This window comes from Candidatus Burkholderia verschuerenii (genome assembly GCF_001189365.1).
Taxonomy (GTDB): Bacteria; Pseudomonadota; Gammaproteobacteria; order Burkholderiales; family Burkholderiaceae; genus Caballeronia; species Caballeronia verschuerenii.
In genome coordinates this window covers 1-21559 of the sequence record NZ_LFJJ01000086.1, presented here as the reverse complement: position 1 = coordinate 21559, position 21559 = coordinate 1, and the positions used below count along the sequence as shown (strand labels likewise).

Annotated in this window: 21 protein-coding genes and 3 pseudogenes; 11 read left to right on the top strand and 13 right to left on the bottom strand. The window is 63.3% G+C overall.

Annotation, left to right across the window (positions count from 1 at the left end):
• Positions 1-529 (bottom strand): pirin family protein (locus tag BVER_RS15745; protein ID WP_198155269.1); only part of this gene is annotated, 529 nt, incomplete at its 3' end.
• 153 nt (positions 530-682) lie between these two features.
• Between BVER_RS15745 and BVER_RS15740 the strand changes: the two genes are divergently transcribed.
• Both BVER_RS15740 and BVER_RS15735 read left to right on the top strand, forming a co-directional pair.
• The gene (locus BVER_RS15740) at positions 683-949 is read left to right on the top strand and encodes a hypothetical protein (RefSeq protein ID WP_050454120.1); all 267 of its coding nucleotides are present in this window, start codon (positions 683-685) and stop codon (positions 947-949) included.
• A 180-nt stretch (positions 950-1129) separates the two neighbouring features.
• Positions 1130-1941: pseudogene (locus tag BVER_RS15735) on the top strand (EamA family transporter); the annotation flags it as partial.
• 32 nt (positions 1942-1973) lie between these two features.
• On the opposite strand, the gene BVER_RS15730 reads toward BVER_RS15735, so the two are convergent.
• Positions 1974-3476 (bottom strand): N-acetylmuramoyl-L-alanine amidase, encoded by a 1503-nt coding sequence (locus BVER_RS15730; RefSeq protein ID WP_050454119.1) that lies wholly within the window; start codon positions 3474-3476, stop codon positions 1974-1976.
• Positions 3458-4048, bottom strand: a complete 591-nt coding sequence (gene tsaE / locus BVER_RS15725; RefSeq protein WP_050454118.1) for a tRNA (adenosine(37)-N6)-threonylcarbamoyltransferase complex ATPase subunit type 1 TsaE — start codon at positions 4046-4048, stop codon at positions 3458-3460. Before tsaE ends, BVER_RS15730 begins: the two co-directional genes overlap by 19 nt.
• Before the next feature lie 18 nt (positions 4049-4066).
• On the opposite strand from tsaE, the gene queG reads away from it, so the two are divergent.
• The 3 genes and pseudogenes from queG (at position 4067) to xerD (ending at position 6696) form a co-directional block, all read left to right on the top strand.
• Positions 4067-5296 (top strand): tRNA epoxyqueuosine(34) reductase QueG, encoded by a 1230-nt coding sequence (gene queG, locus BVER_RS15720; RefSeq protein ID WP_050454117.1) that lies wholly within the window; start codon positions 4067-4069, stop codon positions 5294-5296.
• Positions 5293-5767 (top strand): annotated as a pseudogene (locus tag BVER_RS15715) (methylated-DNA--[protein]-cysteine S-methyltransferase). The gene queG and the pseudogene BVER_RS15715 overlap by 4 nt, the downstream one beginning before the upstream one ends.
• A complete protein-coding gene (xerD, locus tag BVER_RS15710) occupies positions 5764-6696 on the top strand; it encodes a site-specific tyrosine recombinase XerD (protein ID WP_050454116.1) in 933 nt (310 codons plus the stop codon). Before BVER_RS15715 ends, xerD begins: the two are co-directional and overlap by 4 nt.
• Before the next feature lie 24 nt (positions 6697-6720).
• Here xerD and BVER_RS15705 read toward each other — a convergent pair whose 3' ends face one another.
• Both BVER_RS15705 and BVER_RS15700 read right to left on the bottom strand, forming a co-directional pair.
• Positions 6721-7929, bottom strand: coding sequence for a benzoate/H(+) symporter BenE family transporter (locus tag BVER_RS15705; RefSeq protein ID WP_050454115.1), 1209 nt, complete (start codon positions 7927-7929; stop codon positions 6721-6723).
• 151 nt (positions 7930-8080) lie between these two features.
• Positions 8081-9237, bottom strand: a pseudogene (locus BVER_RS15700) (acyl-CoA dehydrogenase family protein).
• Between the two features lie 110 nt (positions 9238-9347).
• Here BVER_RS15700 and ybaK point away from each other — a divergent pair.
• Positions 9348-9839, top strand: coding sequence for a Cys-tRNA(Pro) deacylase (gene ybaK / locus BVER_RS15695; RefSeq protein WP_050454122.1), 492 nt, complete (start codon positions 9348-9350; stop codon positions 9837-9839).
• A gap of 39 nt (positions 9840-9878) precedes the next feature.
• A complete protein-coding gene (plsY, locus tag BVER_RS15690; protein ID WP_050454114.1) occupies positions 9879-10502 on the top strand; it encodes a glycerol-3-phosphate 1-O-acyltransferase PlsY in 624 nt (207 codons plus the stop codon).
• A gap of 59 nt (positions 10503-10561) precedes the next feature.
• Here the strand turns inward: plsY and BVER_RS15685 are convergent, their stop codons facing one another.
• Positions 10562-11047 carry a YajQ family cyclic di-GMP-binding protein gene (locus BVER_RS15685; RefSeq protein ID WP_050454113.1) on the bottom strand — a complete coding sequence of 162 codons (486 nt, stop codon included), beginning with the start codon at positions 11045-11047 and terminating at the stop codon, positions 10562-10564.
• Between the two features lie 97 nt (positions 11048-11144).
• Here BVER_RS15685 and murB point away from each other — a divergent pair, with 97 nt between their 5' ends.
• Positions 11145-12161: a UDP-N-acetylmuramate dehydrogenase gene (gene murB, locus BVER_RS15680; RefSeq protein ID WP_050454112.1), complete on the top strand. Its 1017-nt coding sequence runs from the start codon at positions 11145-11147 to the stop codon at positions 12159-12161.
• Positions 12162-12207: 46 nt separating this feature from the next.
• Here the strand turns inward: murB and argF are convergent, their stop codons facing one another.
• Positions 12208-13137 (bottom strand): ornithine carbamoyltransferase, encoded by a 930-nt coding sequence (argF, locus tag BVER_RS15675; protein WP_050454111.1) that lies wholly within the window; start codon positions 13135-13137, stop codon positions 12208-12210.
• 374 nt (positions 13138-13511) lie between these two features.
• On the opposite strand from argF, the gene BVER_RS15670 reads away from it, so the two are divergent.
• The gene (locus tag BVER_RS15670) at positions 13512-13856 is read left to right on the top strand and encodes a DUF3579 domain-containing protein (protein ID WP_050454110.1); all 345 of its coding nucleotides are present in this window, start codon (positions 13512-13514) and stop codon (positions 13854-13856) included.
• A gap of 176 nt (positions 13857-14032) precedes the next feature.
• On the opposite strand, the gene rpsT is transcribed toward BVER_RS15670, so the two are convergent.
• Positions 14033-14311 carry a 30S ribosomal protein S20 gene (gene rpsT / locus BVER_RS15665; RefSeq protein WP_050454109.1) on the bottom strand — a complete coding sequence of 93 codons (279 nt, stop codon included), beginning with the start codon at positions 14309-14311 and terminating at the stop codon, positions 14033-14035.
• 381 nt (positions 14312-14692) lie between these two features.
• Here rpsT and murJ point away from each other — a divergent pair, with 381 nt between their 5' ends.
• Together murJ and BVER_RS15655 are read left to right on the top strand one after the other, a co-directional pair.
• A complete protein-coding gene (gene murJ, locus BVER_RS15660; protein ID WP_050454121.1) occupies positions 14693-16243 on the top strand; it encodes a murein biosynthesis integral membrane protein MurJ in 1551 nt (516 codons plus the stop codon).
• A complete protein-coding gene (locus tag BVER_RS15655) occupies positions 16243-17082 on the top strand; it encodes a SirB1 family protein (protein ID WP_050454108.1) in 840 nt (279 codons plus the stop codon). Before murJ ends, BVER_RS15655 begins: the two co-directional genes overlap by 1 nt.
• A gap of 15 nt (positions 17083-17097) precedes the next feature.
• Here BVER_RS15655 and BVER_RS15650 read toward each other — a convergent pair whose 3' ends face one another.
• The 5 genes from BVER_RS15650 to lpxK all read right to left on the bottom strand — a co-directional run bounded on the left by BVER_RS15650 (position 17098) and on the right by lpxK (position 20994).
• Positions 17098-17856 (bottom strand): 3-hydroxyacyl-CoA dehydrogenase, encoded by a 759-nt coding sequence (locus BVER_RS15650; protein WP_050454107.1) that lies wholly within the window; start codon positions 17854-17856, stop codon positions 17098-17100.
• 173 nt (positions 17857-18029) lie between these two features.
• Positions 18030-18695, bottom strand: coding sequence for an adenylate kinase (gene adk / locus BVER_RS15645; RefSeq protein WP_050454106.1), 666 nt, complete (start codon positions 18693-18695; stop codon positions 18030-18032).
• A gap of 283 nt (positions 18696-18978) precedes the next feature.
• The gene (gene kdsB / locus BVER_RS15640) at positions 18979-19770 is read right to left on the bottom strand and encodes a 3-deoxy-manno-octulosonate cytidylyltransferase (protein ID WP_050454105.1); all 792 of its coding nucleotides are present in this window, start codon (positions 19768-19770) and stop codon (positions 18979-18981) included.
• A 20-nt stretch (positions 19771-19790) separates the two neighbouring features.
• A complete protein-coding gene (locus tag BVER_RS15635; RefSeq protein ID WP_050454104.1) occupies positions 19791-19997 on the bottom strand; it encodes a Trm112 family protein in 207 nt (68 codons plus the stop codon).
• Positions 19978-20994: a tetraacyldisaccharide 4'-kinase gene (lpxK, locus tag BVER_RS15630; RefSeq protein ID WP_050454103.1), complete on the bottom strand. Its 1017-nt coding sequence runs from the start codon at positions 20992-20994 to the stop codon at positions 19978-19980. Before lpxK ends, BVER_RS15635 begins: the two co-directional genes overlap by 20 nt.
• Positions 20995-21559 lie beyond the last annotated feature (565 nt).

Here is a 21559-nt window from a genome sequence, read left to right as displayed (position 1 = left end):
GCGTCGGCGCAAAGGTGCGCGTAGGCGCCTGCGCGCCGAACGCCGTGCCCGCGATCACGCGCAACACGACGCCGTCGCGCTCGATTTGCGGCAGCGCGTCGGCCGCGTGATGCTCGAACGACGGCTCGACTTCCTCGCTCGCGACCGGCAGCGCGACCCACGTCTGGATGCCGTGCATCGTCTGGCCGCTGGCGCGCTCGGCGTCGGGCGTGCGCTCCGAATGGACGATGCCGCGACCGGCCGTCATCCAGTTGACGTCGCCGGGAACGATCTTCTGCACGGAGCTCACGCTATCGCGATGCATGATCGCGCCCTCGAACAGATACGTGACCGTCGCGAGCCCGATATGCGGATGCGGGCGCACGTCGAGGCCCTTGCCGGGCACGAGCGTTGCGGGACCGATATGGTCGAAAAAAATGAAAGGTCCGACGGTGCGCGCGGCAAGCGCGGGGAGGACGCGCCTCACCATGAGGCCGCCGACATCGTGTTGGTGAGGTTTGAGTATTGCGCGGATCGTCGTCGTTGGCATGGCGGTTACTGGCTTCAGCAGGGCGCCGGAATGGCGCGCCAGGAACATTGATTTTACCGGCCGTCACGCTGGGTCGCAGCGTAACCGGCCGCGCTTGGCAAGTTCGTCACTGCGTGCATGTGGCGCATTCTTTCAATCCGATAGGAGAGGATCATGGGCAAGAACAAACTGTTGATCGCGATTTCGGCGGGTGTTTTCGCCGCGACTGGCGCGTTCGCGCAGACGTCGTCGGGCAATTCGTCGGCGGCGATGGGCAACAACGATACGTCGATGGGCAACGACACGACGACCACCACGCAAAGCGGCACGATGTCCAAGCACAAGATGCACAAGCACACGGCGCATCCGTCGGCGGGCAAGAAGACGCCGGAAGTCACGACCGGAAACAATCCGGCCGCTGAAAACGGTCAGGGCAAGTAAGCTCTCGCCGTCAGGACCGCGGTAAAACGCCCGCGCCGGCCATGTCGGCGCGGGCGTTCTTTTGCCGTCGTTCTTTTGCTGGCGTATTTCCATTCCCGAGAGCAGGTTTTCACAATCCAGCCGATGCGCGCTTCGCTACACTCCACTCCTCGTTAAAGCGTTTGTAAGAAGGAGAGGGCGATGTCGCCGAAGGATCTGCTGGTCGCGCTGGTGGTGATTCTCGCGTGGGGCGTGAATTTCGTCGTCATCAAGCTGGGCCTGCACGGCGTCCCGCCGATGCTGCTCGGCGCGCTGCGTTTCACGGCGGCGCTGCCGGTGTTCTTCGTCAATCGTCCGCAGATTCCGCTGCGCTGGCTGTTCGCTTACGGCCTCACCATTTCATTCGGGCAATTCGCGCTGCTGTTCTACGGCATGTCGGTCGGCATGCCGGCGGGACTCGCATCGCTCGTATTGCAGGCGCAGGCGTTCTTCATGCTGATTTTCGCGGCGATGTTCCTGGGCGAGCGCATTCGCGCGGCCAACGTCGCGGGCCTGCTGATCTCGGCGGCGGGGCTCGCGGTGATCGGCATGCAGGGCGGCCACGCGATGACCCTGCTCGGCTTCGTGCTGACGCTCGCCGCATCGTCGATGTGGGCGCTCAGCAATGTCGTCACCAAGCGCATGGGGAAGGTCGATCTGCTGTCGCTGGTCGTGTGGGCGAGCCTGATTCCGCCGCTGCCGTTCTTCGTGTTGTCGCTAATTTTCGAAGGTCCGGCGCGCATCGAGGCGAGTCTCGCGCATATTCCGCTGGTATCGGTGTTCGCGGTGGCGTATCTGTCGTTTATCGCGACGATCGTCGGTTATAGCTTGTGGGGCACAAGCTGCTGGCGCGTTATCCGGCGGCGCAGGTCGCGCCGTTTTCGCTGCTGGTGCCGGTGATCGGCATTGCGTCGGCGCCGGTGTTTCTCGGCGAGGCGATGACGTCCGTGCAAGTCGTCGGCGCGCTGATGCTGCGCTGCATTAGGTTTGCCGACGCGCCCGCTGCTTACGTCATCCGGCTCTTCGCCAGCGGCGGATTCGCCGCGAAATATCGCCTGATGCCCTTCAGAATCGCGTTGGCCATCTTGTCGCGATACGCCTCGTCGTTCAGGCGCTGCTCTTCTTCCGGGTTGGAAATAAACGCGGTTTCGACCAGGATCGACGGGATATCCGGCGCCTTCAGCACCGCGAAACCCGCCTGCTCGACCGATCCCTTATGCAGCTTGTTGATGCCGCCGATCTCGTTGAGCACGAAGCTGCCGTAACGCATCGAGTCGCGGATCTGCGCAGTCGTCGACATGTCGAACAGCGCGCGGTTCACGCTCGCGTCCTGACTCTTCACGTTGATGCCGCCGACCTGATCCGACGCGTTCTCCTTGTTCGCCATCCAGCGCGCCGCCGCGCTCGACGCACCGTGTTCCGACAACGCGAACACCGACGAGCCGCGCGCATTGGGCGTCGTGAAGGCGTCCGCGTGGATCGACACGAACAGGTCCGCGCCGACGCGCTGCGCCTTCTGCACGCGCACGTTGAGCGGCACGAAGAAGTCGGCGTCGCGCGTCATCATCGCGCGCATGTTGGGCTGGGCGTCGATCTTCTGGCGCAGCCACTTGGCGATATCCAGCGCGATGTGCTTTTCATACGTGCCCGAGCCGCCGATCGCGCCCGGATCCTCGCCGCCGTGCCCCGGATCGATCGCGACGGTGAGCAGACGCGTCGTGCCGCGCCCCTGCTTGGGCGTGGAGAACTGATACTCGTCGCCGTCGTCGTCCTTCTTCGCGATGACGGGCGGCGTGGGCGGTTTGATCGCCGGCTTCGGCGCGGGGGTCGGCACGGGTGCGCCCGTACTGCCGTTGTCGGCGTACTTCTGGAAGAAGTCGTCGCTGGCGTCGGGCGTGTGCGACGGCTGCGGCGTGGCCGGTCCCGAGAGCGTCGCGGGCGGCGGCGCGGGATTCGGGTTCACCTGATCGAGCGCTTGCTGCTTGCGCTCGGATTCCGCGAGCAGTTCCATCAACGGATCGGGCGCGACGGCCGGATACAGATCGAACACGAGCCGGTACTTGTAGCTGCCGATCGGCCCGAGCGTGAAAACCTGCGGCTTCACCGACGCCTTCAGGTCGAACACTATGCGCACGACATGCGGCTGATACTGCGCGACGCGCACCGACTGAATCTGCGGATCGTTCGGCGCGATCTTCGAGACCAGATCGCGCAGCGCCTGATCGAGATCGATGCCCGTCAGATCGACCACGAGCCGATCCGGTCCCTGCAGCATCTGGTTGGTGTTTTGCAGCGGCTGGTCGGACTCGATCGTCACACGCGTGTAATCGCGCGCGGGCCACACGCGCACGCCGAGCACCGAACTCGCGTAGGCGAGACGGGGCGCGGCGAGCGCGAGTACGAGCGTCGAGGCGCCTGCGCGCAGCACCTGGCGACGACGCCAGTTGTGCGGCGCGGAGGCGCCCGCTTCGATCGAGTGGAACGGCTTGATCAACATCTTTCGAGACATGTCTTTCCTGTTTCGCTAAACGCCCGCGCGGTCAGGACACGGCCTTCTTCTTCGTTCGAATCTCCCGGCGATGCGACGTCGCCGGGCAGCGATAGCTGGAACACGAGGTCCGGCACACCGAGCAGCCCGCCTGCCTGCTGCGGCCACTCGACGAGGCATACCGCGCCCCGGTCGAAATATTCGCGGAAGCCGGCATCGGCCCATTCGGCCGGATCGGCGAAGCGATAAAGATCGAAGTGATAGACGTCGAGCGGCCCGCTCGCGGTGTCGAGCGCATACGGCTCGACGAGCGTGTAAGTCGGGCTCTTCACGCGGCCTTGATGGCCGAGCGCGCGCAAGGTCGCGCGCACCAGTGTGGTCTTGCCCGCGCCCAGGTCACCGATCAACTGGACTTGCAATCCGGCGAATGGTTCGACCGATGATCCGGCGCGTGCTGCAATTCGTGTTGCCTCGACGGCCCGGGCGAAGCGCACGCCGAAGTCGGTCGTGGCGGCTTCGTCGCGCAACTCGAAGCGTCGTTCGAGGAGCGCGGATGAGTTGGCTTGCGTCGTTCGTGCGGGGCTTTCGGGCATTGCTCGTAAAATGTCGTGATGAACCGATTGCCGGAACATTCCGCTAAAACCACGACCGCGTCGCATGACGCCGCCTTTGAATCGCGCCTCTCGCATCACGATGAAGAAGCGCTGGCGGAACTCGCCCGACGCATCAGGACGTGGGGTCGCGAGTTAGGGTTCGGCGCGGTCGGAATAAGCGATATCGACCTGTCGGATGCCGAGCAAGGTCTCGCTTCATGGCTTGAAGCAAGCTATCACGGCGAGATGGATTATATGGCCAAACATGGGCTGAAACGCGCGAGACCGGCCGAGCTTGTGGCCGGAACGCGACGGGTCATCACCGCGAGAATGGCTTATCTGCCCGCTGAAACGCTCGCCAAACAGGGCGCTGAAAGTGTCCCGACAGCCGATGGTCAGAAGAACGACTGGCGCGCGATCGAGTGGTCGCGGCTCACGAAACCCGCCGAAGCCGTCGTGTCGATCTATGCGCGCGGCCGCGATTATCACAAGGTCATGCGCAACCGGTTGCAGCAACTCGCCGAGCGTATCGAGGCGGAAATCGGGCCGTACGGGCATCGCGCGTTCACGGATTCCGCGCCCGTGCTCGAAGTCGCGCTCGCGCAGAAAGCGGGCAACGGCTGGCGTGGCAAGCACACCTTGCTGCTCGATCGCGATGCCGGTTCGCTATTCTTTCTGGGCGAAATCTATGTCGATATTCCGCTGCCTGCCGATCCGCATCCCGAGCAGGACGGTGCACATTGCGGGCAGTGCACGCGTTGCATCGGCGCGTGTCCGACGGGCGCAATCGTCGCGCCGTATCGCGTGGATGCGCGGCGCTGCATCTCGTATCTGACGATCGAATTGCACGGCAGCATCCCGGAGGACATGCGTCCGCTGATCGGCAATCGCGTGTACGGATGCGACGATTGCCAGCTCGTCTGTCCGTGGAACAAGTTCGCGCAGGCCGCGCCGGTCGCGGATTTCGACGTGCGTCACGGACTGGATCGCGCGTCGTTGGTGGCGTTGTTCGCGTGGAGCGCGGACGATTTCGACACGCGCATGCAGGGCAGCGCGATCCGGCGTATCGGGCACGAGCGATGGCTACGCAATATCGCGGTGGCGATGGGCAACGCGTTGCGCTCGACGTCGCTTTCGGCCGAGGAACGTGCGGCGATCGTGGAAGCGCTTCGGGCGCGCGCGCACGATGCCTCCGACATCGTGCGCGAGCATGTGAACTGGGCATTGCGGCAGGAGAGCGGGACATGAAACCCTACGATGCGATCATCGACGCGCCGTTCGGCAAGGTCGGCATTCGCGCCGATGAGATCAGCGTGCGCGAAATCGTCTATCTTCCCGACGATACGCCCGCAATCGAGCCGCGCGGCGCGCTGACGCAGCAAGCCGCCGCTCAAATCCGCCGCTATTTCGACGAACCGTCGATGCGTTTCGACTTGCCGATGTTCGTCGGCGGAACGGAGCATCAGCGGCGCGTGTGGCGCGGCATCAGCGGGATCGCGGCGGGGCAGGTGTGGACGTGGCCAGCTTGCGCGCGAGATCGGCAGCGTGCCGCGCGCGGTCGGGCAGGCGTGCGGCTCCAATCCGCTGCCGATCGTGATACCGTGCCATAGCGTGGTGGCGGCCGGCGGGATCGGCGGCTTCGCGCATCATCCCGGCGAAGGGTTTTATCGCAACGTGAAGCGCTGGTTGCTGGCGCACGAAGGTGTATCGATCGCATGACGAGTGCAACGACAGAAGACGTTCTCCCATCGCCGGGCTTCACGGCCAGCTCCGATTCGATCGACCTGTTCTGCGACGCCCTGTGGCTCGAACACGGCCTCGCGAAGAACTCGCTCGAAGCGTACCGGCGCGATCTCAAGCTCTTCGCCGAATGGCTCGCGGCCAAACGCGGCGTCTCGATCGATGCCGCCAACGAAGGCGACATGAACGGCTATATGGCCGCGCGCCGGGGCGACAAGGCGACATCCGCGAACCGGCGCTTGTCGGTTTTTCGCCGCTACTACGCGTGGGCGATGCGCGAACATCGCGCCACCGTCGATCCGACCTTGAAGCTGCGTTCGGCGAAACAGCCGCCGCGTTTTCCGTCGACGCTGAACGAATCGCAAGTGGAAGCGCTGCTGCACGCGCCGGACATCGACACGCCGCTCGGGTTGCGCGATCGCACGATGCTCGAACTCATGTACGCGAGCGGTTTGCGCGTGACCGAGCTCGTCACGCTGAAGACCGTGGAAGTCGGCCTGAACGAGGGCGTCGTGCGCGTGATGGGTAAGGGTTCGAAAGAGCGTCTGGTGCCGTTCGGCGAAGCGGCGCACGAGTGGATCATGCGTTATCTGCGCGAATCGCGCCCGGCGCTGCTCGGCCAGCGCGCCGCCGATGCGCTGTTCGTCACCTCGCGCGGCGACGGCATGACGCGTCAGCAGTTCTGGAACATCATCAAGCGGCACGCGCTCAACGGCGGCGTGCATGCGCCGCTGTCACCGCACACGCTGCGGCACGCGTTCGCGACGCATCTGCTGAATCACGGCGCGGATTTGCGCGTGGTGCAGTTGCTGCTCGGGCATTCGGATATTTCGACGACGCAGATTTACACGCATGTGGCGCGGGAGCGGTTGCAGAAGATTCATAAGGAGCATCATCCGCGGGGGTGAGGGTGCCGTCGATTTATCCCGCGTTCAGCGACGGTCCACCGTTTTCAGTTGCACGAAGCGACGCAGCACGGGCTGCTTCGAAAGTGCGATCGAGAACAGAATGCCCGCAATCAATCCCCAGAGCGCCGAGCCGAGTCCGAAGAACGACATGCCGGATACCGTGACGACGAACGTCACGACCGAGGCTTCCCGATTGCCTTCGTTTGCGAGCGACGTGGCCATATTCGATACGAGCGTCCCGATAAGCGCCAGTCCGGCCAAGGTTGCCGTCAGACCCTCGGGCAGCCGAGAAAACAGCGCGAGTATCGATGCCCCGAACGTTCCGATGCACAGGTATCCGATGCCGCAGACGACGCCGGAGATGTATCGACGCTGAGGTTGCTCGTGGCATTCCGAACTCGCGCACATTGCACCGACGATTGCCGCAGGGTTGATGCCCGAGTTTCCGAAGAGCGACAGCGGAATGGACATCAGAGCGCTCGATCCGACGACCGCGCGCGGTGAAATCGCAAATCCGGCGCTGTTCAGGATGTGAATCGAGGTCGCGAGTTGGGTCAGCGCGAGAAGCAGCAGCGGCAGACCCAAGCCGATCAGCGCGCTGCCCGAGAACGTCGGATATGTCATGTCCGGCTTGACGACGTGGAGCGCGAGTCCGTGCGTGGCGAGCTCCGCGCCCGGCAATGCGACGAGCACGCCCGCGAGCAGCGCAAGCGCGACGGCGTAGCGCGAAATGAGTCGCCGGCCGAGTACATACACCGCCAGAACGGGAAGGACGATGACCGGCGTCGACTGCAACGACCGAAAAATGGACGTGCAGAACTCGAACAGCACGCCGGCAATCATCGCGGATAGCAGATGGGCGGGCAGATACTGAATCAATCTGCTGAAGAGACCGGACAGGCCGATGACCGCGATGATGATCGACACGACGATATAGCAGCCGATCACATCGCTGAAGGGATATTGCGCGAGTGCCGTGATCAGGAGCGCCACGCCGGGCGTCGACCACGCGCCGATCACGGGCATGCGAAATCGCAGGCTCAGCCAGAGCCCGACCATCCCCGCGCCGATGGACACGGCCCAGATCCAGGTGGACAACTGATCGTAAGACAGGTGCCCGGCCTGTGCCGCCTGCACGACGATCAGAACTGGTTCGCTGTAGGTTGCAATTAGCGCAATGAGTCCCGCGATGGCGGCGGAGAAGGAGAAATCGGAGCGTATCCTTGAAAGCATAAAATTAGAGATAAGGATGACGAATTAAATGGCGCAAACTTTTGAGGCGGGTGCATTGAACCCCAGTTTAATTTTGGGATAACTTGTCGAATCCTCTAATAGTATGAGGATTGGAAAAGTGGTAAAAGAAGCGGTCGTCGACGCTCGTATTTCAAATCTCCCCGCCCCGCATCAACCCCCGCGCGATGATGATCTGCTGTATCTGCGACGTCCCCTCATACAGCCTGAACAAGCGCACATCGCGATAAAACCGCTGATCCCGTACTCCGCGATATACCCCGCGCCGCCGTGCACTTGCACCGCGCGATCCGCGACGCGTCCGCACATCTCGGTCGCGAAATACTTCGCGCACGATGCCTCCACCGACACATCGCGGCCTTCGTCGCGGCGGCGCGCGGCGTCGAGCACCATGCATTCGGCGGCGTAGATTTCGGCCTTGCTGTCCGCGAGCATCGCCTGCACCAGCTGGAATTCGGCGATGGGCTGACCGAACTGCTTGCGCTCCATCGCGTAGGCGAGGGCGTCGCGCAGCATGCGTTTGGCCGCGCCGATCGCGATGGCCGCGATATGGATGCGCCCTTTGTCGAGCACCTTCATCGCCATCTTGAAGCCGACGCCTTCCGCGCCGCCGATCAGATTCGCCATCGGCACGCGGCAGTTTTCGAAGATCACGTCGGCGGTATGCGCGCCGCGCTGGCCCATCTTCTTGTCCGCCTTGCCGATCGACAAGCCCGGCGTGCCGCGCTCCACGATAAACGCCGAAATGCCGCTCGCGCCTTTCGCGTCGCTGGTGCGCGCCATCACCGTGTAGATGCCCGCTTCGGGCGCGTTGGTGATGTAGCGCTTCGTGCCGTTGAGCACGTACGCATCGCCGTCTTGCTTCGCCGTCGTCTTGAGCGATGCCGCGTCCGAGCCCGCATCCGGCTCCGTCAGGCAGAACGAGCCGATGAGCTCGCCCACCGCGAGTTTCGGCAGATAGTGCGATTTCTGCGCGTCGGTGCCGTCGAGCAGAATGCCGATCGATCCGATGCCGTTGTTCGTGCCGATGAACGAGCGAAACGCCGGCGACGTCTGCCCGAGCTCGAACGCGATGCGCACTTCCTCTTCCATCGTGAGGCCAAGGCCGCCGTACGCTTCGGGAATCGTGAGTCCGAACAGGCCGATTTCGCGCATCGTTTCGACGAGATCGGCGGGGATCGCGTCGGTTTCGTCGACTTCGGCTTCGCGCGGGACGAGCGTTTCGCGCACGAAGCGGCGGATCGTGTCTTCGAGCAATGTTTGCGTTTCGGCGTCGCGGATCATCGGCATCTCCTCGCTGATTTCGGTTCGCGGACGATCGTGCCACAGGTCGCGGGGCGCCGTACATTAAGGCCGAACGGCCAATGGTGAGCGGGAAGCCGCGCCGCTACAATGCGTCCATGTCGAAAACCAAACACGTATCCGAAACGCCCGCGACGCAGTTTTTGCGCCGCAACAAGATCGCGTTCGGCGAGCATCCGTACGAATATGTCGAACACGGCGGCACGGAAGAATCCGCGCGTCAGCTGGGCGTGGACGAGCATAGCGTCGTGAAAACGCTCGTCATGGAAGACGAGCACGCCAAGCCGCTCATCGTGCTGATGCACGGCGATCGCACCGTGTCGACGAAGAATCTCGCGCGGCAGACGGGCGCGAAACGCATCGAGCCGTGCAAGCCCGAGGTCGCGAATCGCCATTCGGGCTATCTAGTCGGCGGCACGTCGCCGTTCGGCACGAAGAAGGCGATGCCCGTGTACGTCGAATCGACCATTCTCGATCTCGACACGATCTACCTGAACGGCGGGCGGCGCGGCTATCTCGTCAGCCTGAATCCGGCCGTGCTGACCGGCCTGCTGAAGGCCACGCCCGTGCAGTGCGCGAGCGTCGATTAGAATGCACTCCGCATTCGCCACGACTCAACAAGAGACACCATGATTTTCCTGATCGCCGTCGCGTCCTATCTGATCGGCTCGATTTCCTTCGCCGTCGTCGTGAGCCACGCGATGGGCCTCGCCGACCCGCGCTCCTACGGCTCCGGCAATCCCGGCGCAACCAACGTGCTGCGCACCGGCAATAAAAAGGCCGCGATCCTCACGCTCATCGGCGACGCCGTCAAGGGCTGGCTGCCGGTCTGGGCCGTGACCACCTACGGCGCGCACTTCGGGCTCGACGCGACCGCACTGAACACCGCCATCGCGATGTCGGCCATCGCTGTGTTTCTCGGCCATCTGTACCCGGTATTCTTCAGGTTTCAGGGCGGCAAGGGCGTGGCGACGGCGGCCGGCGTGCTGCTGGCGATCCATCCCGTGCTCGGCATCGCGACGCTTCTGACGTGGCTGATCATCGCGTTCTTCTTCCGCTATTCGTCGCTGGCGGCGCTCGTCGCGGCGGTGTTCGCGCCGTTCTTCCAGGTGTTTCTGTTCGGGCCGAGCCGCATCTCGATCGCCGTCCTGGCGATGAGCCTGCTGCTCATCTGGCGGCATCGGGCGAATATCTCGAAATTGCTGGCGGGGAAGGAAAGCCGCATCGGCGACAAGAAAAAGGCGGCCGAATAAGGCAAAAAGCCGTTCCGGGCGAACCTCGGAACGGCTTTTTGTATCCCGACGTCGAAAAATCAGTCGCGGAAGTTGTTGAAGTCGAGCGGCGTGTCCGCCACTTCCTTCTTAAGCAGCGCGATCGCGCCTTGCAGATCGTTACGCTTCGCGCCCTGCACGCGCACCGTGTCGCCCTGAATGCTCGCCTGCACCTTCATCTTGCTGTCCTTGATGGTCTTGACGATCTTCTTCGCCAGATCGCCCGACACGCCTTTCTTCACCGTGACGATCTGTTTCAGCTTGTCGCCGCCGATCTTTTCCTGCTTGCCGTAGTCCAGAAAACGCACGTCGACGCCGCGCTTGGCGAGCTTGTTGAGCATGACGTCCTTCACCTGGCCGAGCTTGAAATCGTCGTCGGCGTAGAGCGTGAGTTCGCGCTCCTTCTGCTCGACGCGTGAATCCGAACCCTTGAAGTCGAAGCGCGTCGAGATTTCCTTGTTGGATTGCTCGATGGCGTTCTTCACTTCGATCATATTTGCTTCGCTGACGACGTCGAACGATGGCATTGTGTCTTTCTCCCTCATTGAGGCGGGCGGCGGCTTCGGCGCCCGCGCTATCGCTATAATCACGGACCTGACGTCATTTTACCGACGCGCCTCGTTCATGTCCCTTCAGCTTCTCGCGGATTTCCCGCTTCTTTCTCACAACACGTTCGGTTTCGATGCCCGCGCGCGTTACGCCATGCGCATCGATAGCGTGGATTCCGCCGCCGCGCTTGCCTCCGACGCGCGTATCGCCGGCATGCCGTGGCTCGTGCTCGGCGGCGGCAGCAATATCGTGCTGACGCGCGATTTCGACGGCGTCGCGCTGATCGTCGGCATCGCGGGCAAGCGCGTGATCGGCGAGGACGGCGACGCGTGGCTCGTCGAAGCCGGCGCGGGCGAAAACTGGCACGAATTCGTCGCGTGGACGCTCGCGCAGGGCATGCCGGGGCTGGAAAACCTCGCGCTGATTCCCGGCACGGTCGGCGCAGCGCCGATTCAGAACATCGGCGCATACGGGCTGGAGATGGGCGAGCGCTTCGAGCGGCTGCACGCGGTCGAACTGGCGACGGGCGAGGCTGTCGAATTCGATCGCGCGACCTGCGCGTTCGGCTATCGCGACAGCTTCTTCAAACGCGACGGGCGCGGGCGTTTCATGATCACGTCGGTTGTGTTCCGGCTGCCGAAAGCGTGGACGCCGCGCGCCGATTACGCCGACGTTGCCCGCGCGCTCGACCACGCCACGGCCCGCGACGCACGCGCCATCTTCGATGCCGTGATCGCCGTGCGCCGCGCCAAGCTGCCGGACTGGACCAAGCTTGGCAACGCGGGCAGCTTCTTCAAGAATCCGGTGGTGAGCGCGCAGGCCTTCGATGCGCTGAAATCGCGCGTGCCGAACGTCGTTTCCTACGCGCAGGCCGATGGCACGGTGAAGCTCGCGGCGGGCTGGCTGATCGACCAGTGCGGCTGGAAAGGGCGCGGCATCGGCGGGGCGGCGGTGCATGAGCGTCAGGCGCTCGTGCTGGTCAATCGCGGCGGCGCGACGGGCGCGCAAGTGCTCGAACTCGCCGAAGCCATCAAACGCGATGTGCTGGCGCGCTTCGGCGTCGAACTGGAAATGGAACCGGTCTGCCTCTGAACGCAAAAACCCGCCGAGGCGGGTTTTTTTGACGCAGCATGAAAGCTCAGTGATTGAGCTTGCCCAGCAGCAGATATTCCATCAGCGCCTTCTGCACATGGAGACGGTTTTCCGCCTCGTCCCACACGACGCTCTGCGGCCCGTCGATGACTTCCGCGCTCACTTCCTCGCCGCGATGCGCGGGCAGGCAGTGCATGAACAGCGCATCGGCGTTGGCGCGCGCCATCATGTCGGCATCGACGCAGTAATCCGCGAACGCCTTCATGCGGACTTCGTTTTCCGCTTCGTAGCCCATGCTGGTCCAGACGTCGGTCGTGACGAGATCGGCGCCGGCGCAGGCATCGTTCGGATCGTCGAACTCTTCGAAGAACGGCTTGCTGTCTTCGGCGACCAGCGCCGGATCGAGCTTGTAGCCTTCCGGCGTCGACAGACGCAGCTTGAAGCCGAGAATCTGCGCCGCCTCGATCCACGTGTAGAGCATGTTGTTGGCGTCGCCGACCCACGCGACCGTCTTGCCCTGAATCGGCCCGCGATGCTCGTAGAACGTGAAGATATCCGCCAGCACCTGACACGGGTGATATTCGTTCGTCAGGCCGTTGATGACCGGCACGCGCGAGCTTTCCGCAAAGCGCTGGATGATGTCTTGCCCGAACGTGCGGATCATGATGATGTCGACCATCCGCGAGATGACCTGCGCGGAGTCTTCGATCGGCTCGCCGCGGCCCAGTTGCGTGTCGCGCGTGTTCATGAAGACCGCGTGGCCGCCGAGCTGGAAAATGCCTGCCTCGAAGGACAGGCGCGTGCGCGTCGAATTCTTCTCGAAGATCATCGCCAGCGTGCGGTCGTGCAGCGGATGATAGGTCTCGTAGTTCTTGAACTTGCGCTTCAGGATGCGCGCGCGTTCGAGCACGTACTCATAATCGTCGAGCGAAAAATCCTTGAACTGAAGATAGTGGCGAATTTTTTTGGAGGTCATGAAACGCAAGCGGCGGCGTCTAACCGGCCGCTTCGAACGCAATGTTCGTATCGATAAGGCCGGACGGCGCCGCCGTCGAGCCGTCGAGAGTGGTGTCGCGATCGAGCATAAAGGATTTTGATGTCTTTGACGAGGCGGGACAACAGCCGGTTGGCGCGTGCGGTAATCGGACTGCAAGCCTTCTGGAAGCCCGTGGCACAAGCCTCCGGAGCTTGTGTGCACTGCGGAAAAAAGGCCGCTGCGGTATAATGAACGCCGCTCGTTTCAACAACTCTGCAACAATCAGCACAGTTTCCCGCGCACGTCCGGCGATGCTCATCCAGCTTCGTCAGGTCTCTTCATGCGCGCCACGGGCCGTCCAAAGGTATTGCTACATGTCTGAATTAGTCCCGACCCAGTATTTCATCCAAGGCATCACCAAGAGCGGGCGAAAGTTTCGGCCCAGCGACTGGTCGGAGCGCCTCTGCGGGGTGATGTCCGGGTTCGGGCCGAAGCAGAAAGGTCCGAACGCCTACATGCAGTATTCGATCTACGTGCGTCCCACCATGATCGACGACATCAAGGTCGTGATTCTCGACTCCCGCCTGCGCGATATCGAGCCGATGGCCTTCGACTTCGTGCTGAACTTCGCCAAAGACAACGAACTCGTCGTGACCGAGACGTGCGAACTGCCGCCGCATCATGCGGTGCAGGTGGCGCAGCGGCGCGGTCCGCAGTAACGCTTTCAGCGCGCGGTGCCGTCGCCGCGCAAAACGCACGGAAGCAAAACGCACAGACGCAAAAAAGCCCGCCGATTCTTAACCCCGGCGGGCTTTTTCGTTACTGCGCAGCGGAAACAGGAAGCTGCTTCGGCGAATGCTCCGCGAGGGAAGCGTCCGCCGGAAGCGAGCGGGAATTACTGAGCAGCGGGGGCTTGCAGGCCCTTGATGGCTGCAGCCAGGCGGCTCTTATGACGAGCTGCCTTGTTCTTGTGGACGATCTTCTTGTCCGCGATGATGTCGAGGGTCTTGACCGACGCCTGGAACACTTCGGCTGCCTTGGCCTTGTCGCCGGCTTCGATAGCCTTGCGGACTGCCTTGATGGCCGTGCGGAACTTCGAGCGCAGCGCCGAGTTGTGCGAGTTGGCTTTGGCGGCCTGACGGGCGCGCTTGCGAGCTTGTGCGGTATTTGCCATGACGGTTCCTTATCCTGTTCCTGCTGTTACTTGTCCGGAGCGCATTGCCAGCCTGCTGGCTTATGTTGCTAGAGAAGCCTGAGGTGGACCTCTGAGCGCTGCCTTTGATCTGAAATCTCGGGAACGATTGCCCGAGAACCTTGATACTGAATCGGTGCTTCGTGGGTGCTTCACCGGCCGGGGCCGGGAAAGACATGAAGTTCCGCTTGGCGGAGCTTCGAAACAGGCGATTATAGCAAGCAAAAACGAGATATGACAAGCGCCGCATTCCGTGGCGGCGACGGCGTGGATCCGCCGCGATTGATTCAATCGGTCATTCTTGCGGATTCGCCCGCCACCATTGCGAGAGCCGCCGTCCGTCGCCCGTATAATGGGCGCCCCATGAATCTATTCCGAGCCCTCCTGACAGTTAGCGGCTTCACGCTCCTGTCGCGCATAACCGGTCTGATCCGCGAAACGCTGATCGCCCGGGCCTTCGGCGCAAGCATTTACACCGACGCGTTCTACGTCGCGTTCCGGATTCCCAACCTGCTGCGGCGTCTGTCCGCGGAAGGCGCGTTCGCGCAGGCGTTCGTGCCGATTCTCGCCGAATTCAAGAATAGCCAGGGCCACGATCCGACCAAGGCGCTCGTCGATGCGATGTCGACCGTGCTGACCTGGGTGCTCGTCGTGGTGTCGCTGGTCGGCATGGCGTGCGCGAGCTGGGTCGTGTTCGCGGTCGCGTCCGGGCTCGAGCACGAAGGCGCGGCCTACGGTCTCGCGGTCGGCATGACGCGCATCATGTTTCCGTACATCGTCTTCATCTCGATGACGACGCTCGCGGCTGGCGTGCTCAACACGTACAAGCAGTTCTCGCTGCCGGCATTCGCGCCCGTGTTGCTGAACGTGGCGTTCATCGTCGCGGCGGTGTTCGTCGCGCCGCACATGAAGGTGCCGGTCTACGCGCTGGCGTATGCGGTGATCGCGGGCGGCATACTGCAATTGCTGGTGCAGTTGCCGGGGCTCAAGCGCATCGACATGATTCCGCGCATCGGGCTGAATTTCTGGAAGGCGCTGGCGCATCCGGGCGTGAAGCGCGTGCTGCTGAAAATGTTGCCCGCGACTTTCGCGGTGTCGGTGCAGCAGCTGAGTCTGATCATCAACACGAATATCGCGTCGAATATCGGGCCGGGCGCGGTGTCGTGGATCAACTACTCCGACCGGCTGATGGAATTCCCCACCGCGCTGCTCGGCGCGGCGCTCGGCACCATTCTGCTGCCGAGTCTCTCGAAGGCACACGTCGACGCCAACAACGAGGAATACTCCGCGCTGCTCGACTGGGGCCTGCGCATCACCTTCCTGCTGGCGGCGCCGAGCGCGGTCGCGCTGTTCTTCTTCGCCGAGCCGCTCACGGCTTCGCTGTTCCATTACGGCAAGTTCGACGGCCATTCGGTCGTGATGGTCGGCCGGGCGCTGGCGGCCTACGGCATCGGGCTGACGGGCTTGATCCTGATCAAGATTCTCGCGCCGGGCTTTTACGCCAAGCAGGACATCAAGACGCCGGTTAAGATCGCGATCTTCGTGCTCGTCATGACGCAGGTGAGCAATTACATTTTCGTGCCGATCTTCTCGCACGCGGGTCTCACGCTGTCGATCGGTCTGGGCGCGCTCGCGAACGCGGCGCTGCTGTATATCGGTCTGCGCCGCCGCAAGATTTATCAGCCGTCGCCGGGCTGGGCGCGCTTCTTCGTGCAACTGCTCGGCGCGTGCCTGGTTCTTGCTGGCGTGATGCATTGGGTGTCGCAGAACTTCGACTGGATCGGCATGCGTGCGACGCCGGTCGCGCGGATCGCGCTGCTGGGCGCGAGTCTGGTCGTGTTCGCGGCTTTGTATTTCGGTATGCTGTCCGCGATGGGCTTCAAATACGCCTACTTCAAGAGACGCACGCTTTGATGACGACCACGCGCATCCTCGAATACTTCTCTTCGCTGATGGCCGATGACGACAATCTGCCGCTCACCGAGGCAGCCTTGTCGATCGCGCAGGACGCGTATCCCGATCTCGACATGCCGGCGACGCTGGCGGAGATCGACGAACTCGTCGTGCGCGTGCGTCGCCGCATTCCGGACGATGCCGACGTCAGGCAGAAGGTCGAGGCGCTCAATCGCTATTTCTTCCGCGATCTCGGTTTCTCCAGCAATCTCAACGATTATTACGACCCCGACAACAGCCATCTGAACGTCGTGCTGCGTCGCCGGCGCGGCATTCCGATCTCGCTCGCGGTCGTGTATCTGGAGATGGCCGAGCAACTCGGTTTGCCGGTGCGCGGCGTGTCGTTTCCGGGGCATTTCCTGCTGCGCGTGTCGACGCCCGAGCACGATCTGATGCTCGATCCGACCAACGGCCAGACGCTCTCCGAAGCGCAGATGGTCGAAATGCTCGAACCTTATGTGCAGCGCGTCGGCGAATCGATCGGCAGCGCGTTGCGCGTGCTGCTGCAACCGGCGACCAAGCGCGAAATCGTCGCGCGCATGCTGCGCAATCTGAAGGGCATCTATTTGCAGACGGAGCGCTGGCAGCGTCTGCTGGCCGTGCAGCAGCGGCTCGTGATCGTGCTGCCGGGCAGTATCGAGGAAGTGCGGGATCGCGGCTTCGCGTATGCGCGGCTCGATTACCTGCGCCCGGCGCTGGAAGATCTGGAGCGCTATATCGAAGTGTGCCCCGATGCCGAGGACGCGACCGCCGTCGAAACCGAACTGCACGAGCTGAGACAGCGCACGCAGAACGACTGAGCGGCCGCGCGCGTTCTACTTCGCCTGCATGCGGATCGCGCCGTCGAGCCGGATCACTTCGCCGTTGAGCATCGTGTTGGCGAAGATATGCGCAACCAGCATCGCGTATTCGTCGGGTTTGCCGAGACGCGGCGGGAAGGGCACCATCGCGCCGAGCGCGTCCTGCACCTCCTGCGGCATGCCGAGCAGCATCGGCGTTTCGAACAGGCCCGGCGCGATCGTCATCACGCGGATGCCGCTCTTCGACAGATCGCGCGCGATCGGCAAGGTCATGCCCGCGACGCCGCTTTTCGAGGCCGCATACGCCGCCTGACCCATCTGTCCGTCGAACGCCGCCACCGACGCCGTGTTCACGATCACGCCGCGTTCGCCATCGGCGGTGGCGTCGTGCTTGGACATGGCGGTGGCCGCGAGCCGCGTCATGTTGAAGGTGCCGATCAGATTCACCGCGATCACCTTCGAGAACAGATCGAGCGGATGCGGCCCGTCGCGTCCCACCGTTTTCGATGCCGGCGCGATGCCCGCGCAGTTCACCAGTCCGCGCAGCGTGCCGAGTTTCGTCGCGGTATCGACGGCCTGTTGCGCGTCGCTTTCCTGACTGACATCGCACTTGACGAACTCGCCCGACAACTCGCGCGCGAGCTCGATGCCCGCCGCCTCGTTCATGTCGGCAAGCACGACCTTGCCGCCGTTCTTCGCGATGAGGCGCGCCGTCGCCGCGCCGAGCCCGGACGCGCCGCCGGTGATCAGAAAGACGTTGCCTTGCATCTCCATGTCTCTTCTCCTTGTATGAGCCGATGATCGTTATTGTCTTCGTGGGACGGCTCGATTGTAGCGAAGCGTCGCTTGGCGATTTCGCATGACCGTCATGCAACGATTCGCGGCGGCATAAAAAAACCCGCTCGATGCGAGCGGGTTTTCGTGGAGCAAGACAGCAGCCGATGCGCTTACTTCAATGCATCGAACGCGCGCTCGCGAATTTCGTCGACCTTGCCGAGTCCCGAAATCTTGCGATACGCCGGCGCCTTCAGGCCGTTGGCGGCCGCGCCGTTTTTCGCCCAGTCGTTGTAGTAGGTGATCAGCGGCTTGGTCTGCGATTCGTAGACGTCCAGACGCTTCTTGACGGTTTCTTCCTTGTCGTCGTCGCGCTGGATCAGCGGTTCGCCGGTGACGTCGTCGGTCATGTCCTGCTTCGGCGGATTGAACTTGACGTGATACGTCCGGCCCGATGCCGCGTGCACGCGACGGCCGCTCATGCGCGTGATGATCTCGTCGAACGGCACGTCGATTTCCAGCACATAGTCGATCGCGACGCCCGCTTCCTTCATGGCTTCCGCTTGCGGCAGCGTGCGCGGGAAACCGTCGAACAGATAGCCGTTCTTGCAGTCGTCCGCGAGCAGACGCTCTTTCACGAGATTGATGATGAGCGAATCCGGCACCAGATCGCCCGCGTCCATGAAGCGCTTGGCTTCGACGCCCAGCGGCGAGCCCGCCTTGACCGCCGCGCGCAGCATGTCGCCGGTCGAGATTTGCGGAATGCCGAACTTCTCCTTGATGAAGTTTGCCTGGGTGCCCTTGCCCGCACCGGGTGCGCCCAACAGGATCAAACGCATGATGACTCTCCGAATCGTCTATAAACCGCGCCGCGAGGCTGGAAAGATGTCCGGTGAGCGAAGCTCGGCGCAGCGTCAACGAAGGGAGGCGCGGCCGGTTTGAGACGGCGCGGCACCCACGGACAGCGGCTGAATTGAGCGTGGCGCTGACCGGACGGCTCGCGCAATGTTGTCGATTATGCCACGTCGAATGACGGTTTCGGCCGTAATAACGCGGATAGAAAACGCCAAGAACCCCGCAGAATGAGCCTCTGCTGGGGTTTACATGGGTTGTGCGAGACCTTCAGCTCGCGCTTGAGAACAGCGCGCGAACGCGTTCGAGATCGCCCGGCGTATCGACGCCGGAAGCCGGCGTCTCATGCGTGACGCGCACCGCGATGCGCTCGCCGTGCCACATCGCGCGCAATTGCTCGAGCGCCTCGGCGTCTTCGATCGGCGCGATGGAAAGCGCCGGGAAGCCGCGCAGGAACTTGGCGCGATACGCGTATAGGCCAATATGTCGCAGCACGTTTTCGGGCACGGCGGGCAGATTCGCCAGCGCGGAAACGTCAGGCCAATGCGCTTGCCAGGCATCGCGCGTCCAGGGAATCGGCGCGCGCGAGAAATACAGCGCGACGCTCTTCGCATCGAGCACGACCTTGACGACGTTCGGATTGAACACGTCGGCCGGATCGTGGATGGGGTGTGCGGCGGTCGCGATCGCGCATTCGGGATGTGCCGCCAGATGCGCGGCGACATCGCGCACGAGTTGCGGGTCGATCAGCGGTTCGTCGCCCTGCACGTTGACGACGATGGCGTCGTCCGGCAGCGCGAGACGCGTCGCGACTTCGGCGAGACGATCCGTGCCGGTCGGATGATCGGGGCGCATCAACATCACTTCGATGCCGTGATCGCGCGCGGCGTCGACCACGAGACCGGAGTCGGTCGCGATGAGCACCTGCGTCGCGCCGGATTCGCGCGCGCGCTCGGCGACGCGCACGACCATCGGCTTGCCGCCGATATCGGCGAGCGGCTTGTTCGGCAGGCGCGTGGACGCGAGACGCGCCGGAATGACGGCGATGAACGGAACGGACATGACTTCTTCTGAACGGACGATCAGTTGCCGCCGGCCGGCTTCAGCGGCTCGACGGGCGTACCTTCGACGGTCTGACGCGCTTCGTCGACGAGCATTACCGGAATGCCGTCGCGGATCGGATAGGCGAGTTTGTCCGCGTTGCAGACGAGTTCCTGCGCCGCGCGGTCATAGTGCAGCGGACCTTTGCAGATCGGACAAACGAGGATTTCAAGCAGGCGTGCGTCCACGGAGTTTCTCCACAACCAGAGCAATGAGGCGAGGCCGAAGCACGGCTTGCACGGGAACGACCCAGATGCGCGCGTCGCGCCAAGTGCCGAATTTTACTGCATCCTTTTCCGTCACAAGGATCGCGTCGGCCTGCACGGTTTCGAACGGATTGTCGCGATACGAATAGTGATCGGGAAAGGCGCGTGTGGACGGCGCGATGCCCACCGCGCGCAGCGTCGCGAAGAAGCGCTCGGGCGAACCGATGCCCGCCGCCGCGACCACTTTTTCCTTCGCGAACTGATCGAGCGGACGGCGCACCGAAGGATCGTCGAGCAGCCAGGCATCGCCGGATTCGAGATCGAGCGGGAAGGTGTTCGGCCACGGCGGCAGCGCGCGATCGTACGGGCTGTTGATCAGCGTGGCATCGCGGCGGCGCGACATCGGCTCGCGCAACGGGCCGGCGGGCAGCAGGAAGTTGTTGCCGCCGAGACGATCGTCGAAGACGACGAGTTCGAACGCGCGCGCCATGCGATAGTGCTGCAAGCCGTCGTCAGACACGATGACATCGACGTTCGGATGCGCTTTCAGGAGCGCCTGCGCCGCCGCCACGCGATCCGGGCAGACGAACACCGGCGCATGCGTGCGGCGCGCGATCAGAAGCGGCTCGTCGCCGACTTCGGTGGCGAGGCTCGTCGGCGTGACGCTGGCCGCGTGCTTCACCTTCGCGCCGTAACCGCGCGACACGACGCCCGGCTGCATGCCCGCCGCGCGCAGCGCCTCGACCAGCGCGATGACCGTCGGCGTCTTGCCAGTGCCGCCGACCGTCACGTTACCGACGACGACCACCGGCGCGCCCACGTCGATGTGCTTGAACCAGCCCGCTTCGTAGAATGCGCGGCGCGTGCCGGCGATGGCGCCGAAGATGCACGCGAACGGCGTCAGCGCCCACGCGATCGGGCCACGGCGACGCCATTCGCGTCCGAGGAAGTTTTCGATCGGCGGCTTGAGATCAGACACGGACCGCCTTCGCGACGGCGACGCGCAAGTCTGACGAATGAGACATATCGATGAGGTACGGCATGACGCGCAACAGCAGCTCCTTCGAATTCAGGTGAGCGTTGAACGATGTGCACGGCGGTATGCGTGCTCGAACCCGGCACTCTAGCGCGCGAGCGTCCCGTGCGCCAGTCGCCATTTGTCCCGGCGCAGGCGGCGCGCGCGCTTGTCCACTGCATCGCGCCGTCTGTGGATAACTCTGTGAAGAACTTGGCACCCAAAAAGCGTTGCGCCGCGCCAGGAAAGCGTTACTTCGGCAAACATCCGTGTCGGACAATTATAGTTGTTTAAAATCAATGATTTATTGCGATGCCAATGGCTTCGCGGGGCGGTCATCATGCGTGTCCGGTAAGTCTTTCCATGTGGACACTTGCTACACTGGCGTACCGCGTTTGAGTTTTTAGAGGGTAGCCACGTTCCCTCTCGGAAACGCGGCCCCCGAAGAACCGTACGTGCGAGTTTCCCCGCATACGGCTCGAGCACGGCACGAAGCATCTCACTGATGCCGGTTGCGCTTGTATCAGCA

Bases quoted from the DNA above. Each gene is read 5' to 3' on its own strand.
- BVER_RS15740 (WP_050454120.1), top strand. From the start codon at position 683: ATGGGCAAGAACAAACTGTTGATCGCGATTTCGGCGGGTGTTTTCGCC.
- murB (WP_050454112.1), top strand. From the start codon at position 11,145: ATGTCCCTTCAGCTTCTCGCGGATTTCCCGCTTCTTTCTCACAACACG.
- queG (WP_050454117.1), top strand. From the start codon at position 4,067: ATGAACCGATTGCCGGAACATTCCGCTAAAACCACGACCGCGTCGCAT.
- ybaK (WP_050454122.1), top strand. From the start codon at position 9,348: ATGTCGAAAACCAAACACGTATCCGAAACGCCCGCGACGCAGTTTTTG.
- BVER_RS15655 (WP_050454108.1), top strand. From the start codon at position 16,243: ATGACGACCACGCGCATCCTCGAATACTTCTCTTCGCTGATGGCCGAT.
- adk (WP_050454106.1), bottom strand. From the start codon at position 18,695: ATGCGTTTGATCCTGTTGGGCGCACCCGGTGCGGGCAAGGGCACCCAG.
- BVER_RS15730 (WP_050454119.1), bottom strand. From the start codon at position 3,476: ATGTCTCGAAAGATGTTGATCAAGCCGTTCCACTCGATCGAAGCGGGC.
- BVER_RS15650 (WP_050454107.1), bottom strand. From the start codon at position 17,856: ATGGAGATGCAAGGCAACGTCTTTCTGATCACCGGCGGCGCGTCCGGG.
- BVER_RS15670 (WP_050454110.1), top strand. From the start codon at position 13,512: ATGTCTGAATTAGTCCCGACCCAGTATTTCATCCAAGGCATCACCAAG.
- xerD (WP_050454116.1), top strand. From the start codon at position 5,764: ATGACGAGTGCAACGACAGAAGACGTTCTCCCATCGCCGGGCTTCACG.
- argF (WP_050454111.1), bottom strand. From the start codon at position 13,137: ATGACCTCCAAAAAAATTCGCCACTATCTTCAGTTCAAGGATTTTTCG.
- tsaE (WP_050454118.1), bottom strand. From the start codon at position 4,048: ATGCCCGAAAGCCCCGCACGAACGACGCAAGCCAACTCATCCGCGCTC.
- plsY (WP_050454114.1), top strand. From the start codon at position 9,879: ATGATTTTCCTGATCGCCGTCGCGTCCTATCTGATCGGCTCGATTTCC.
- BVER_RS15685 (WP_050454113.1), bottom strand. From the start codon at position 11,047: ATGCCATCGTTCGACGTCGTCAGCGAAGCAAATATGATCGAAGTGAAG.
- rpsT (WP_050454109.1), bottom strand. From the start codon at position 14,311: ATGGCAAATACCGCACAAGCTCGCAAGCGCGCCCGTCAGGCCGCCAAA.
- BVER_RS15705 (WP_050454115.1), bottom strand. From the start codon at position 7,929: ATGCTTTCAAGGATACGCTCCGATTTCTCCTTCTCCGCCGCCATCGCG.
- murJ (WP_050454121.1), top strand. From the start codon at position 14,693: ATGAATCTATTCCGAGCCCTCCTGACAGTTAGCGGCTTCACGCTCCTG.
- kdsB (WP_050454105.1), bottom strand. From the start codon at position 19,770: ATGTCCGTTCCGTTCATCGCCGTCATTCCGGCGCGTCTCGCGTCCACG.